Annotated in this window: 12 protein-coding genes; 6 read left to right on the top strand and 6 right to left on the bottom strand. The window is 69.6% G+C overall.

Translation table 11 applies throughout. From position 1 onward, the window contains the following. Positions 1-493: 493 nt before the first annotated feature. From ACZ7OI_RS14375 to ACZ7OI_RS14360, 4 genes are read left to right on the top strand one after another with little or no spacing between them, the layout of a single operon-like run. Positions 494-1,309 (top strand): ABC transporter permease, encoded by an 816-nt coding sequence (locus ACZ7OI_RS14375; RefSeq protein ID WP_470264635.1) that lies wholly within the window; start codon positions 494-496, stop codon positions 1,307-1,309. Continuing rightward, complete coding sequence (locus ACZ7OI_RS14370) at positions 1,294-1,998, top strand: ABC transporter ATP-binding protein (RefSeq protein ID WP_470264634.1); 705 nt, start codon at positions 1,294-1,296, stop codon at positions 1,996-1,998. The genes ACZ7OI_RS14375 and ACZ7OI_RS14370 overlap by 16 nt, the downstream gene beginning before the upstream one ends. Continuing rightward, positions 1,985-2,995, top strand: a complete 1,011-nt coding sequence (locus ACZ7OI_RS14365) for an ABC transporter substrate-binding protein (protein ID WP_470264633.1) — start codon at positions 1,985-1,987, stop codon at positions 2,993-2,995. The genes ACZ7OI_RS14370 and ACZ7OI_RS14365 overlap by 14 nt, the downstream gene beginning before the upstream one ends. Next, positions 2,992-4,146 carry an LLM class flavin-dependent oxidoreductase gene (locus ACZ7OI_RS14360; protein WP_470264632.1) on the top strand — a complete coding sequence of 385 codons (1,155 nt, stop codon included), beginning with the start codon at positions 2,992-2,994 and terminating at the stop codon, positions 4,144-4,146. Before ACZ7OI_RS14365 ends, ACZ7OI_RS14360 begins: the two co-directional genes overlap by 4 nt. Before the next feature lie 51 nt (positions 4,147-4,197). Here ACZ7OI_RS14360 and ACZ7OI_RS14355 read toward each other — a convergent pair whose 3' ends face one another. The 3 genes from ACZ7OI_RS14355 to ACZ7OI_RS14345 all read right to left on the bottom strand — a co-directional run bounded on the left by ACZ7OI_RS14355 (position 4,198) and on the right by ACZ7OI_RS14345 (position 7,278). Next, the gene (locus ACZ7OI_RS14355; RefSeq protein ID WP_470264631.1) at positions 4,198-4,869 is read right to left on the bottom strand and encodes a GntR family transcriptional regulator; all 672 of its coding nucleotides are present in this window, start codon (positions 4,867-4,869) and stop codon (positions 4,198-4,200) included. Between the two features lie 60 nt (positions 4,870-4,929). Then, entirely contained in the window at positions 4,930-6,192 is a 1,263-nt protein-coding gene (locus tag ACZ7OI_RS14350) for an alpha-hydroxy acid oxidase (protein ID WP_470264630.1), read from the bottom strand. A gap of 141 nt (positions 6,193-6,333) precedes the next feature. Beyond that, positions 6,334-7,278, bottom strand: coding sequence for a helix-turn-helix transcriptional regulator (locus tag ACZ7OI_RS14345; protein ID WP_470264629.1), 945 nt, complete (start codon positions 7,276-7,278; stop codon positions 6,334-6,336). Between the two features lie 152 nt (positions 7,279-7,430). On the opposite strand from ACZ7OI_RS14345, the gene ACZ7OI_RS14340 reads away from it, so the two are divergent. Next, entirely contained in the window at positions 7,431-8,888 is a 1,458-nt protein-coding gene (locus tag ACZ7OI_RS14340; protein WP_470264628.1) for an amidase, read from the top strand. On the opposite strand, the gene ACZ7OI_RS14335 is transcribed toward ACZ7OI_RS14340, so the two are convergent. After that, positions 8,857-9,711, bottom strand: a complete 855-nt coding sequence (locus ACZ7OI_RS14335) for an alpha/beta hydrolase (RefSeq protein ID WP_470264627.1) — start codon at positions 9,709-9,711, stop codon at positions 8,857-8,859. The two genes, ACZ7OI_RS14340 and ACZ7OI_RS14335, sit on opposite strands and share 32 nt — an antisense overlap. Continuing rightward, the gene (locus tag ACZ7OI_RS14330) at positions 9,708-10,925 is read right to left on the bottom strand and encodes a metal-dependent hydrolase family protein (protein ID WP_470264626.1); all 1,218 of its coding nucleotides are present in this window, start codon (positions 10,923-10,925) and stop codon (positions 9,708-9,710) included. Before ACZ7OI_RS14330 ends, ACZ7OI_RS14335 begins: the two co-directional genes overlap by 4 nt. A 53-nt stretch (positions 10,926-10,978) precedes the next feature. Between ACZ7OI_RS14330 and ACZ7OI_RS14325 the strand changes: the two genes are divergently transcribed. Continuing rightward, positions 10,979-11,551: a TetR/AcrR family transcriptional regulator gene (locus tag ACZ7OI_RS14325; RefSeq protein ID WP_470264625.1), complete on the top strand. Its 573-nt coding sequence runs from the start codon at positions 10,979-10,981 to the stop codon at positions 11,549-11,551. Here ACZ7OI_RS14325 and ACZ7OI_RS14320 read toward each other — a convergent pair whose 3' ends face one another. Then, positions 11,552-12,307: an IclR family transcriptional regulator gene (locus tag ACZ7OI_RS14320; RefSeq protein ID WP_470264624.1), complete on the bottom strand. Its 756-nt coding sequence runs from the start codon at positions 12,305-12,307 to the stop codon at positions 11,552-11,554. It lies immediately after the preceding gene. Between the last annotated feature and the right edge of the window lie 9 nt (positions 12,308-12,316).

The following is a 12,316-nucleotide window of genomic DNA, read 5'->3' as shown; positions in this document are numbered from 1 at the left end:
TTCGGCTCGGCGCGCGTCGCCGGAGGCCGCCGGTGGGGTCGGCCCGGTGGTTGCGCGGAAGTGGTGCGGGCTTGTGGGGTGGGCTCGGTTTGGCTGCGCCGACGGGGTGCGCGGCGACGGGTCGGGACGAAGAACGCTTGCAGTGCCTGGAAAATGAACATAGTGATCTTGTACCCCACAGCACCGACAATTTCGCGCTGTCCGGGCCGCCGGTGTTCGGCGCCAGCCCGGGAAACCCGTCCCGCATCCCGGGCGTTCGCGTACTCGCCCGGTGAACAAACCCCGTACACCGGCGCGCCGGTTCCAGTGCGTGAGAGCCGTCCGGCGCGACATTGACTTCACCCGTCCGGGGATCGAAGCTCGGGGGCATGAAGCGCGGCGTCCTCCTCGTGTGCCGCCTGCACGTCGACCTCCGGCAGCAGGCGAGCGCGGTCTGTCTGTCCCGCCGCTGAATTCCCTTCCCTGAACCGAAAACCCCACCCGGGAGAAATCCGTGTCGATTTCCACCACGGGCGTGCTGCCGCGCGCCGAAACGGCCGCGCCCCAGCGCGCACAGCGGCGGCGACGGCCGTCGCTGCGGCGCTGGATCAGCCCGGTCGCGCTGGTCGCGGCGTGGCAGATCGCCAGCTCGACCGGCGCGCTGCCGCCCGACAAACTCAGTTCGCCGTGGACTGTCCTGCAAGCCGGCGTCGACGTCGCCCGCAGCGGCGAGCTCGGCAGCGCCTTCGTTGTTTCGCTGGGCCGCGTCGGCGCGGGGTTCGCGCTCGGGGCGCTCGCCGGGCTGCTGCTCGGGGCCGTCGCGGGGTTGTCCCGCTGGGGCGAGGCGCTGGTCGATCCGCCGGTGCAGATGTTGCGCACGTTGCCGTTCCTCGGGTTGATCCCATTGTTCATCCTCTGGTTCGGGATCGGCGAAGAGACCAAAATCGTGCTGGTAGCCCTGGGCGTGGCGTTTCCGTTGTACCTGAATGTCCACTCGGGAATCCGCACCGCCGACCCGCAGCTCGTGGAAGCCGCGCGGGCGCTGGGATTCACGCGCGGCGAACGGCTGTGGCACGTCGTTTTGCCGGGTGCGCTGCCGCAGGCGCTGGTCGGGCTGCGGCAGTCGCTCGGGGTCGCGTGGCTGGCGCTGATCGTCGGCGAAACGGTGAACGCGGACGCCGGGATCGGTTACCTCATCAACAATGCCCGCGAGTTCCTTCGCACCGATGTCGTGGTGGTCGGGCTCGTGGTCTACGCCGTGCTGGGCCTCGTCACCGACGCGCTCGTCCGGCTGCTCGAAAGGAGGGCCTTGCGATGGCGAGCCTGGTAGTCGAGGTCCGTGACCTCTCGAAGAAGTTCGGCGACCACACTGTCCTCAATAGACTCAACCTGGACATCGGCCGCGGCGAGTTTGTCGCGTTGCTCGGGCGAAGCGGGTCCGGGAAGTCGACGCTGCTGAAGGTGCTGGCCGGGCTGGATCAGGAGATCGACGGCGCCGCCAGCGTCGACGGGACGGTTTCCGTCGCGTTCCAGCAGCCGCGGTTGCTGCCGTGGCGCAAGGTCTGGCGCAACATCGTGCTCGGTCTGCGTCAGGACAACGACCGCGCCGTCGCGGAGAAAGCGCTGGCGGAAGTGCGGCTGGCGGAGCACGCCGAGAAATGGCCGCTCACGCTCTCCGGCGGTGAGGCGCAACGGGTTTCGCTTGCCCGGGCGCTGGTCCGCGAGCCGGATCTGCTGCTCCTGGACGAGCCGTTCGGCGCACTCGACGCGTTGACCCGCCTGGCGATGCACCGTCTCGTCGAGGATCTGTGGCGTACGCACCAGCCCGCAGTGCTGCTGGTAACCCACGACGTTGACGAAGCGCTCGTGCTCGCCGACCGGATCCTCGTCCTGGGCGAAGGCCACATCGTCGCCGAACACGTTCTCGGCCAGCCGCGTCCGCGGAAGGCCGCCGATAACGCCGAGGTGCGCAGCCGCGTCCTGGCCGATCTGGGAGTGACCGAAGGTGCACCTGCGTAACGTCCTGGCCGCGGCGCTTCTGCTGACCGGGCTCGCCGCTTGCTCGTCGTCCACTTCGGACGGTCGTGCGCCGGTGCCCGCCGCGGTGTCGCCGGCCGAGTTGAAGAAGGTCACGCTTCGCGTCGGCGATCAGAAGGGCGGGGTGAAATCCCTGCTCACGGCGGCGAATCAGCTGAGCGGCACCCCGTACCGGATCGAATGGTCGACGTTCACCTCCGGACCGCCGTTGCTGGAGGCGGCTTCGGCGGGCGCGGTCGACGTCGGCCGGGTGGGCAATACGCCGCCGATTTTCGCGGCGGCGTCGAAGGCGAAGATCTCCGTGGTGAGCGTGGCGAAGAGCAATGTGGAACGGGAAACCATCCTGGTGCCGCCGGATTCGCCGCTGACCGATGTCGCGTCTTTGCGGGGCAAGACGGTCGGCGTCGCGAAGGGGAGTTCGGCGCACGGGCAATTGCTCAACACGCTGAAGAAGGCTGGTTTGTCCACAAAGGACATCAAGATCTCGTTCCTGCAGCCGTCCGAGGCGTTCGCGGCGTTCACCCAGCACCAGATCGACGCGTGGGCCATTTGGGACCCGTACACCGCCCAGGCCCAGATCGACGCCCACGCCAGGGTGCTCGCGGACGGTCGCGGCGCGTCCAACGGGCTCGCCTTCGAGACCGCCAGCACCACGGCGCTGGCTGATCCGGGCAAGAACTCGGCGATCAAGGATTTCGTGCAGCGCGTGGTGAAAGCCCAGCTGTGGGCCAATTCGCATCCAGACGATTGGGCGCGCGCGTGGGCGGCGGAAACCGGGCTGAAGCCGGAGGTCGCGAAGAAGGCCGTTTCCGCCGGACGGGACCAGCCGATTCCGCTGGACGATTCCGTCGTCGCGTCCGAGCAGCAGCTCGCCGACGCGTTCACGAACGAAGGCACGCTGCCCGGGAAGGTCGACTTCGCGGCGTTCGTCGACCGCCGTTACGGGCCCGACATCGAGGCCGCGAGGAGGAACGGATGAGCGTCAAACTGCACTGGTTCCTGCCGACCACCGGGGACGGCCGGACGATCGTGGAACGCTTCCACGCCAACAAATCCCAGGGCCCGAGCGCGCAGCGGCCGGCGGATCTGGACTATCTCGCGCAGGTCGCCCGCGCGGCCGAACGGCTCGGGTTCGAGGGCGTGCTGACCCCGACCGGGACCTGGTGCGAGGACGCCTGGCTGACCACCGCCGCGCTGATCCGCGAGACGAATCGGCTGAAGTTCCTGGTCGCGTTCCGCCCTGGCGTCATCTCGCCGACGCTCGCCGCGCAGATGGCGGGCACGTTCCAACGGCTGTCCGGCGGCCGGGTCCTGCTGAACATCGTGACCGGCGGCGACGCGATCGAACAGCGCCGCTTCGGCGACTGGCACGACCACGACGCCCGCTACGCCCGGACTGACGAGTTCCTCTCCATCGTGCGCGGCGTGTGGTCGGGCAAGCCGTTCGACTTCGCCGGCGACCACCTGCGCGTCGAAGGGGCTACGACGCTCGCCGCGCCGGATCCGGTGCCCCCGCTGTACTTCGGCGGGTCCTCGGCGGCGGCGCTCCCGGTCGCCGCGCGGCACGCCGACGTCTATCTGACCTGGGGCGAGCCGCCGGCGCAGGTGGCGGAGAAGATCGGCAAGGTGCGGGAGTTGGCGGAGGAGGCCGGTCGCACGGTGCGGTTCGGCGTCCGGCTGCACACGATCGCGCGCGACACCTCGGCCGAGGCTTGGGCGGAGGCGCAGAAGCTGCTCGACGCGTTGAATCCGGAGCAGATCGCGAAGGCGCAGGCGCAGCTGGCGGCGAGCGAGTCGGTCGGGCAGCGGCGGATGGTCGCGCTGCACGGCGGCAAGGCGGGGACGACTGCGCGGGAGCTGGAGATCCATCCGCATCTGTGGGCTGGGATCGGGTTGGTTCGCGGTGGTGCGGGCACGGCGCTCGTGGGCAGTTACGCGGAGATCGCGGATCTGATCGAGGAGTACCACGACGCCGGGGTGTCGGAGTTCGTTCTGTCCGGGTACCCGCATTTGGAGGAGGCGTACTGGTTCGGCGAGGGAGTGCGGCCGGAACTGGCTCGGCGGGGGTTGCTGGACGAGGTTCCGGTGTTGCGGGCGGTGCCGGGGGAGCAGGCGGTGGCGGCTCAGTAGGGGAGTCGTGAGGCTCAGCACGGTTCTCGCCGGCATAGGCACTCACGAGACCTAGTCTCCGGGCAGCAGGTGGGGCACCTCGTTCCGGCGGCGCAGCGCGAGGTGCATCATCGCGCGGCCGCCGAGTTCGAGGTCGTCTTCCAACGCCTTGAGGGCGGTCTGGCCGCCGACGCGGAGCTGGCCGACGAGGTGCCGGTGCGTCGCCGCCAGATGCTCGGCCGAGGATTCGGCCCGGATCGTCGCGAGCATGCAGTTCAGCTCGTTCGCGCACGCCTGGTGCGAGGCGACGACGCGAGGATTTCCGCTGGCGGCCACGATTTCCGCGTGCACCGCGCTGTGCGCTTCGATCACGTGCCGCCACGGCGTCTCGGCGGTCAGCGCTTCGAGGTGCCGCACGGCCTGGTCGACGGCGTCGAAGTTCGCGTTCTGGAGCAGTGCCAGGCGCAGCGCGCCCAGTTCCAGGATCGACCGGTACGAGCACATCGCGTCGATGCGTTCGGAGGTCACCGCGGGCACGACGATTCCCTTGTTGCGCTGGTGTTCGAGAAGCCCCTCGGACACCAGCGTCTGCAGCCCGGACCGCACCGAATGCCGTCCGGCGCCGAACCTCGCGCTCAGCGATTCCTCGGTGAGCCGCGTCCCGGGTTCGAGGACGCCGTCGAGGAGATCGTCGCGGAGGGCTTGCGCGATGCCGCCCGGCGTACTGCCCGCCTGATCGCGCACTTCGCCACTCGTTTCAGCAGAACTTCCCACAGCCGCCGCCGATCTTAGCCGAGCCCGCCGTCAAAGCCGGGCGGGCAGCCGGAGGGAGGCGTGTTCCGGGCTGATCTCGTCGGTGCGCACGACGCCGAGCAGCCGCAACGTCCGCGTGTACTCGGCGCGGAGGATCTCGATCGCACGGTCGACGCCCTGCTCTCCTGCCGCCATCAGGCCGTACAGGTAGGCCCGGCCCACCATCGCCGCCGACGCGCCCAGTGCCCGTGCGGCGACCAGGTCGGCACCGGTTCGGACGCCGGTGTCGAGGATGATTTCGCAGTCGTCCCCGACGGCGTCGACGACGCGCGGCAGCAGTTCCAGCGGCGTCGGCGCGCGGTCGAGTTGCCGGCCGCCGTGGTTCGAGAGCACGAGCGCGTCGACGCCGGAACCGGCCATCTCTTTGGCGTCGGCGACGCTCTGGATCCCTTTGACGATCAGCTTTCCCGGCCACAGTTCGCGCAGCCACCGCAAGTCTTCGACGGTCAGGGACGGGTCGAACATCGTGCCGATCAGCTCTTCGACCGTGCCGTCGAAGTTGTTCAACGCGGCGAACTGCAGCGGTTCGGTGGTCAGCAGGTTCATCCACCAGGACGGCCGCACGGCGATCCCGGCGAGCGTGCGGACGGTCAGCGTGGGCGGGATGGTCAGTCCATTGCGGACGTCGCGCATCCGCGCCCCGCCGATCGGGGTGTCGACTGTGAGGACGAGTGCTTCGTACCCGGCTTTCGCCGCGCGTTCGACGAGCGCTTCGCTCGCGGCGCGGTCTTTCCAGAGATAGAGCTGGAACCACTGCCGCGCGGATGGTGCGCACGCGCGGACTTCTTCGAGATCGGTGGTGCCCATCGTCGAGAGCACGTACGGGATCCCGGCGCGAGCGGCCGCGCGGGCGACGGCGATCTCGCCCTCGTGGTGCATCATGCGCGTGAAACCGGTGGGCGCTAGCACAAGCGGCAGCGCCGACTGTCCACCGAGGACTGACGTCCCCGGGTCTACTTCGGTGACGTCCTGCAGCACGCGCGGATGCAGCTCGACGTTCTCGAACGCCCGCCGTGCCCGGCCGATGCTGATCTCCTGCTCCGCCGCGCCGTCGACGTAGTCGAACACCGGCCGGGGTGTGCGGCGGCGCGCGATGGTGCGCAGGTCGTCGATGGTGTGCGCGGTGGCGAGGCGGCGCTCGCGGACGTCGAACCTCGGTTGCCGGAATTTCAGCAGCGGCCGGATCTCCGACGGCCGGGGCAGCCGTCGCTTGATCGTCCGCCGGGGCAGGTGCTCGGGTTCGAACGTCGTCATCCACAGCCTCCTGGCCGCCGAGTAAATCGGTACACAATGTGTGAGAGGTGAACTGCTTACTGCACCGCCACTTTGGGAATCATGGGCAGGAGGAGTCAAGCACGGCGGCACGGACAGCGCAAGGATTGTGACACAATCCGATCAGTGGCGCGCGGCCTCCAGCGCGCCGAGAGTGTCGAGATCGTGCTCGAGCGCGTGCCGGGCCAACGCGGTCCGGTTCGGGCAGTCGAGCTTCACCAGCGACGATTCGACATGACTGCGCACTGTCCGGATCGCGATCCCCAGCGCGGCCGAGATCCGCTCGTTCGACCATCCGCGCGCCACCAGCCCGACCACGTCCAGCTCCCGCCCCGTCAACGGCCCAGGCTCGGGCACGCGGGAGATCCGCAGCAGCACTCCGTCCGGAGGGCGCAGCCGCGCCAGAACCCGCCACCAGACGCCGTCCGCGTCCCGATGCCGAAACCCGGTCCGCGCGCCGCACCGTGCGGCGAGGCGGAATTCGCGCTCGCTGAGCGGCAGCCGCTCCACCGTGGTTGACCGCACTTCGAGCTGAGTCCGCGAAGCGAACACCACCACGTCGGCCACGGAATCGCCCGGTTCGGCGCCGGGGTCGGCGAGCGCGGCGAAATCGTGCGACAGCATCGTGAGCGCGAGGACGGATCCGTCGTCCAGCGGCCGGTCGTGAGTCGAACTCAGCGCTACGAAACTCCGTTCCGGACCAGCGCCCGGCGTGAGTGGCAAGGTCAATCCTTCGCGGAAACCGTACGGCTGAATGCCTTCCCGGTACGTCCTGGTCTCATGGGCCTCCGGGACGTCGACGAAGCGCAGCGGCAGGCCCAGCCGGGCCGCGCGCAGGTGGATCGGGCATTTCCAGCGGTAGGTCGTGGTTATGTAGCCGAGCATGTCCGCCGGGTAGCCGAGGTTGACCGTCGCGGTGCGCTGTCTGGTGCCGCTCACCAATGCGGCGCAGGCGAAACCGAGCTTGTCCCGCACCGCGCGGAGCGGAGCTTCGACGGGGAGTTCGCCGCGGCCCGCCGCGCGCACCTCCTGGGCGAGCCGTGCCCACCACTGCACATCCGCGGTCATTTCCGAACCTCCGCTGCCGGACGGAGCATGAACGCCCGCCGTCCGGAAAGTCAACGGGCGCACATCCGCGGCGGGAGCGGAACGGCTTTTAGGCCGATGCGACCGCCCGCGCCAGCTCGTAGCGTTCCGGATCCCCGGCTGAAGGAGACTCGATGAACCTCGACGAATACGCCGCCCTCGACGCGACCGCGCTCGCCGCGGTCATCGCCACCGGCGAGGTCACCGCCGAGGAGGTCGCCGCCTTGGCGATCCAAGCCATCGGCACCGTGAATCCGGAGCTGAACGCGGTCGCCGAGGGGCCGTTCGAGCGCCCGCTCGGCTACTCGCCCGACGGCCGGTTCGCCGGGGTCCCGTTCGCGATCAAGGACCTCGTCCTGCACGCCGCCGGAGTGCCGACCCGGATGGGCACCCGGCTGCTCGGCAAGGGCGTCGTGCCGCCGGAGGACACCCATCTGATGGAGCGGTTCCGCGCGGCCGGACTGGCGACCCTGGCCGTCACGACCACGCCGGAGCTGGGATTCAACGGCAACTCCGAAGCGCTGGCCTACGGTTCGACCCGCAACCCGTGGAACACCGGGCACAGCGCGGGCGGCTCCAGCGGCGGTTCGGCGGCGCTCGTCGCGGCCGGCGCGCTCCCGATCGCGCACGCCAACGACGGCGGCGGGTCGATCCGCGTGCCCGCCGCCTGCAACGGCCTGGTCGGCCTGAAGCCGACGCGCGGCCGGGTGCCCGCCGGGCCGGATTTCGCCGATCCGCTGTACGGAATGGGTGTCGAACTCGCGGTGTCGAGGACAGTCCGGGACACGGCGGCGCTGCTCGACGAGGTGGCGGTGAGCTACCCGGGCGACCCGTACGTTCTCGCGCCGCCCGCGCGCCCGTGGCGGGACGAGGTCGGCGCCGAGCTGGGCCGGCTCAGGATCGCGGTGCACACCGAATCCTGGGCGGGCAGCTACGTCGACCCGGAGGTGGCGCGCGCCGTCGAGGCGGCCGCTGAGGTGCTCGAAGCGGCGGGCCACCACGTCGAACGCGCGACGCCGGTCTTCGCGTGGGAGTCGTTCCTGCACGCGAATCACGTGCTGTGGTCGGGATTCCTGGCCGGTGCGGTCGCCGGAATCGAGGAGATGACCGGGGTCACGGCGAGCCCGGAGAATCTCGAACGCACGTCATGGGCGTGTGTCGAGTACGGCCGTTCGATCAGCGCGATGGAACTGACCGCGGCGCTGGGTGCGATGAACGTCGTGTCCCGTGCGGCAGGCCGGTTCTTCACCGGATACGACCTGCTGCTGACCCCGACAATCAACACCCCGGCGCTGCCGCTGGGCCGCCTGGACGCGAACGCCGATCTCACCGCGGCCGAGTGGACGAAGCAGCTTTTCGACGCCTGCTCGTTCACGCCGTTGTTCAACCAGACCGGTGCTCCGGCGATCAGCCTTCCGCTCGGCCAGTCCTCGCGGGGCTTGCCGATCGGCGTTCAGCTGGGCGGCCCGGTCTGTTCGGAATCGCTGTTGCTGCGGGTGGCGGCGTTCCTGGAGGAGGCGATGCCGTGGGCAGACCGGCGGCCCGCTGTCCACGTGGCGTCTATTGGGCCCGGCAGGTCCGGAGGTAACTGAGGAACGAGGACTGCAGGCCAGTCACGTGCGTTTCGCGTAGGACCGCGCTGGTGACGGCCCCGTCACGGGACGTGAGGCGGTGCAGGAAAGTCGCAGTGTGCTTCGCGAGGCTCTGGTAGACGGCCAGGTCTCCGAACAGCTCCTGGTCGTTGACGGTCACGTGCAGCTTGGCGGCGGGCAAACTGTCGCCAAGTTCGACAAGCTGCGCGAAAACCTGACTGTCCTCGCTGACGACGCCAGGGCTGCCCGCTCCGATGCTCTCGAAGAGCGGGCAGCCGCTGAGCCACGCGTAGAGGCTGAAAAGCCCGCCGTAGGAATAGCCGAAGAGGCCGTGACCGCTCGCGGCCGCGTGGTAGCCGCGTTCGATCAGCGGGTGCAGTTCGTCGGCGAGGAAGGACAGGAACGCGTCGGCGCGGCTGTCGCGCAGTTCGGCGAGGTAGGCGTCGGCCTCCTCGCGGGTCATCCTGCCGGTTTCGATTCCCATCTCCACGGCATCGACGAACTCCGGGGCGACGGGTTCGCCGGGCGGCACGAGGTCCCGGTTGCGCAGCCGCGCCCAGTCTTGTGCTTCCTCGCCCGCGTAGCCGACGCTGACCTGGAGATAAGGCTGGATCGGCTGCATGGGATCCGCCTGGGTGACGATGAGCGGAGCCGTCTGGCCCACGGCCCAGTTGCCGTCGAGCACGTAAACGACCGGTGCCCGCGTCTTGGTGTGGTCGTAGCCTGGCGGCGTGGTGACCCAGATGCCGTAAGTGTGCCCGCTGCGGGAACGCATTTCGAAGTAGTCGGTGTCGGCGAGGCAGCCTTGCCACAGAGTGCTCATCGGAGGTCCTTTACTACGCGTCCGGCTTGGACGACGACAACGGCGTTCGCGGGATCGGCGAACAGCTTCCGATTTTCGAGCGGATTTCCGTTCCACAGCACGAGATCTGCCTGCAGGCCGGGCGCGATCACTCCCACCTCGCCGGAGAGGCCGAGGATCTCGGCGTTGGTTTTCGTCGCCGCCACGAGAGCTTCCATCGGCGTCTCCAGGTCTGCGCGCAACGTGAGCTCTTCTCCTCGGCGGTCCTGCGCCGGACCGATGAGATCAGATCCGAGCCCGATCCGCACTTCGGCTTCCTTGGCGGCGGCGAGCGCCTCGGCCATCCGCTCGCGGACACCCAGCGCCCGATCGCGGATCGACTCGCCCAGACCGGCTCCGGCGGTGTCGCGCAGCAGATGCTCGACGACAGCGAAAGTGGGCACCAGGGCAACGTCCCGAGCGGCCATCAGGGCGGCCGTGGACTCGTCGATATCGGAGCCGTGCTCGACACAGCGCACCCCGGCCTCGACCGCGTTCCGGATGCCTTCGTTGTTGTGCGCGTGCACCGTCACGTAAGTGCCCCGCGCTGCGGCTTCTTGGACGGCGACGGCGATTTCTTCGACGGTGAACTGGGTGTCGGTCAGCTTGTCGTGCGAGCTGACCACGCCTCCGGTCACGCAGAGCTTCAGGAAGGAGGCTCCGCGACGGAAGGCCTCGCGGACGTTGCTTCGCAGCTCGTTCGCGTTGCCCGACATCATCGACAGCGCGGCCAGGCCGGGTATGTGATGGCTGCTCCACAACTCGGTGGGTTCCCACTCGGGTCCGTAGTAGCCGTGCCCGCCGGTCTGGCACTGGACAGGTCCGCACGACAGCACGCGCGGCCCCCGGACCTTGCCCTTGGCGATCGCCGCGACGACTCCGCCGTCGATTCCGCCCGTGTCGCGGACGGTCGTGAAGCCCGCGTCGAGGGTGGCGCCGGCGGTGGCGAAGATGTCCGCCGCGATCTCGGCGGCGCTGAGCTGAAACGAGAACTGCGGCTGGATAGGGCTCGACAGACCCAGGTGAACGTGGGCGTCGATCAGACCGGGCGTCATGGTCAGCCCGGTGGCGTCGAAGCGTTCGCCGGTGCCGCCGGGCTGGGTGATCAACCCGTCCTCGACGGCGACGGTGGCGTCGGCGGGATCGCGACCCGATCCGTCGACGACCGTTGCGCCGACTATCTCAAAACTTCCCACGAGCCGTTCCCTCCGCCGTTGCAGCGTTCTTTTCCAATGGATAAACTGTGGAGGTGACCTTGTCAAGCACGGAAGGCAAAGGCGACGCCCGCGAGCGGCTCCTGGCCCGGCTTCTCGACGCCTTCGACGGGACCCTGCCTGCACCGGACGTGTCGCTCCGGGAGGTCGCTGCCCGGGCCGACACCAGCCACGCCCTGCTGCGCTACCACTTCGGGTCGCTCCCGGGTGTCTTGGCGGCGATGCTCGGGGCGCAGCGATCCCGGGACAACGAGGCGCTTTTCAAAACTGCGGGCCGGGGCACTTTCGAAGATCTCGTGGTGGCGGCATGGCGGACCTACACCCGCCCGGAGCAGCTGTCGCGGGTCCGGGGGTTTTTCCACGTCACCGGACTGGCCGCGTACCGGCCGGAGGACTTTCGCGAGTTCATCGATTCGCTCGACGATCTGACCAAGATGCTGGCCTCGCTCGCGGAACGCGAAGGGCTCGACGCCGAGGAAGCGCTGACCACGGCCACTGTCACCGTTGCCGCGATGCGTGGCCTGCTTTTGCAGGAAGTCCTGACTCCCGGAGCGCATTCGGAGGAGGCCCTTGCCTTGATCTTGCGCCTGGGCAAAGGGCAGCCCTGATCAGGTTTCGGAGACGGTCCGGGACAACGCCAGCGCCACCGTCCGCACCGCGGGCGCGACCCGTTCCGTCCGCATCCGGGTAGCCCATCCGGAGATCGACACCGCGGCCACCGCGAGCCCGTTCGCGTCGACGAGCGGGCTCGCCGCGCACACCACGCCGACGCCGGATTCCTCGCGCTCGAAGGCAATCCCGTCCTCCCGGATCCGCGCCAGCTGCCGCCGCAGCAACCCGGGCGCGGTGATCGTCCGCGGGCTCACCCGGGGCAGCCCGGCATCGATCACGCGCGCCACGACGTCGTCGGGGGAGCAGGACAGAATCGCCTTCCCGACGCCGGTCGCGTGCGCGGGGAACCGCCCGCCGGTGCGCGAGGGCAGATCTGGTGCGTCCGGCCCGCGCAGCACGTCCAGGTAGACCACCTCGGTGCCCTCCAGCACCGCGAGATGGACCGTGTTCCGCGTGGCCTCGCGCAGATCCGCCAGGTACGGCCGCGCCGCTTCCACCAGGCCGCGGCGGCGCACCGCGAGCTGGCCGATCTCGAACAGCCGCAGCCCGAGCCGGACCGAGGTGCCGTCGCGTTCCAGCAGGCCGGTCTCGGCCAGATGCCCGGCCAGCCGGTGCACGGTCGTCTTCGCGAGGCCGGTCCGGCGCGCCAGTTCGGACACGCCCAGTGCGTCGTCGCCGGGGCGGAAGGCTTCCAGCACGGCGGCGACGCGCGCGGTCACGAGCCCGTCGCCGTTCCGTCCAGTGGTACGCATGGGTTGAGT

It is taken from the genome of Amycolatopsis sp. NPDC114503, assembly GCF_055633655.1.
Note: the sequence above shows the minus strand (reverse complement) of the source record. Positions and strands in the feature narration are given on the sequence as shown.

What these genes read in the sequence shown, in the direction of transcription:
- ACZ7OI_RS14370 (WP_470264634.1), top strand. Translation starts at nt 1,294, where the DNA reads ATGGCGAGCCTGGTAGTCGAGGTCCGTGACCTCTCGAAGAAGTTCGGC.
- ACZ7OI_RS14360 (WP_470264632.1), top strand. Translation starts at nt 2,992, where the DNA reads ATGAGCGTCAAACTGCACTGGTTCCTGCCGACCACCGGGGACGGCCGG.
- ACZ7OI_RS14350 (WP_470264630.1), bottom strand. Translation starts at nt 6,192, where the DNA reads ATGACGACGTTCGAACCCGAGCACCTGCCCCGGCGGACGATCAAGCGA.
- ACZ7OI_RS14345 (WP_470264629.1), bottom strand. Translation starts at nt 7,278, where the DNA reads ATGACCGCGGATGTGCAGTGGTGGGCACGGCTCGCCCAGGAGGTGCGC.
- ACZ7OI_RS14340 (WP_470264628.1), top strand. Translation starts at nt 7,431, where the DNA reads ATGAACCTCGACGAATACGCCGCCCTCGACGCGACCGCGCTCGCCGCG.
- ACZ7OI_RS14335 (WP_470264627.1), bottom strand. Translation starts at nt 9,711, where the DNA reads ATGAGCACTCTGTGGCAAGGCTGCCTCGCCGACACCGACTACTTCGAA.
- ACZ7OI_RS14320 (WP_470264624.1), bottom strand. Translation starts at nt 12,307, where the DNA reads ATGCGTACCACTGGACGGAACGGCGACGGGCTCGTGACCGCGCGCGTC.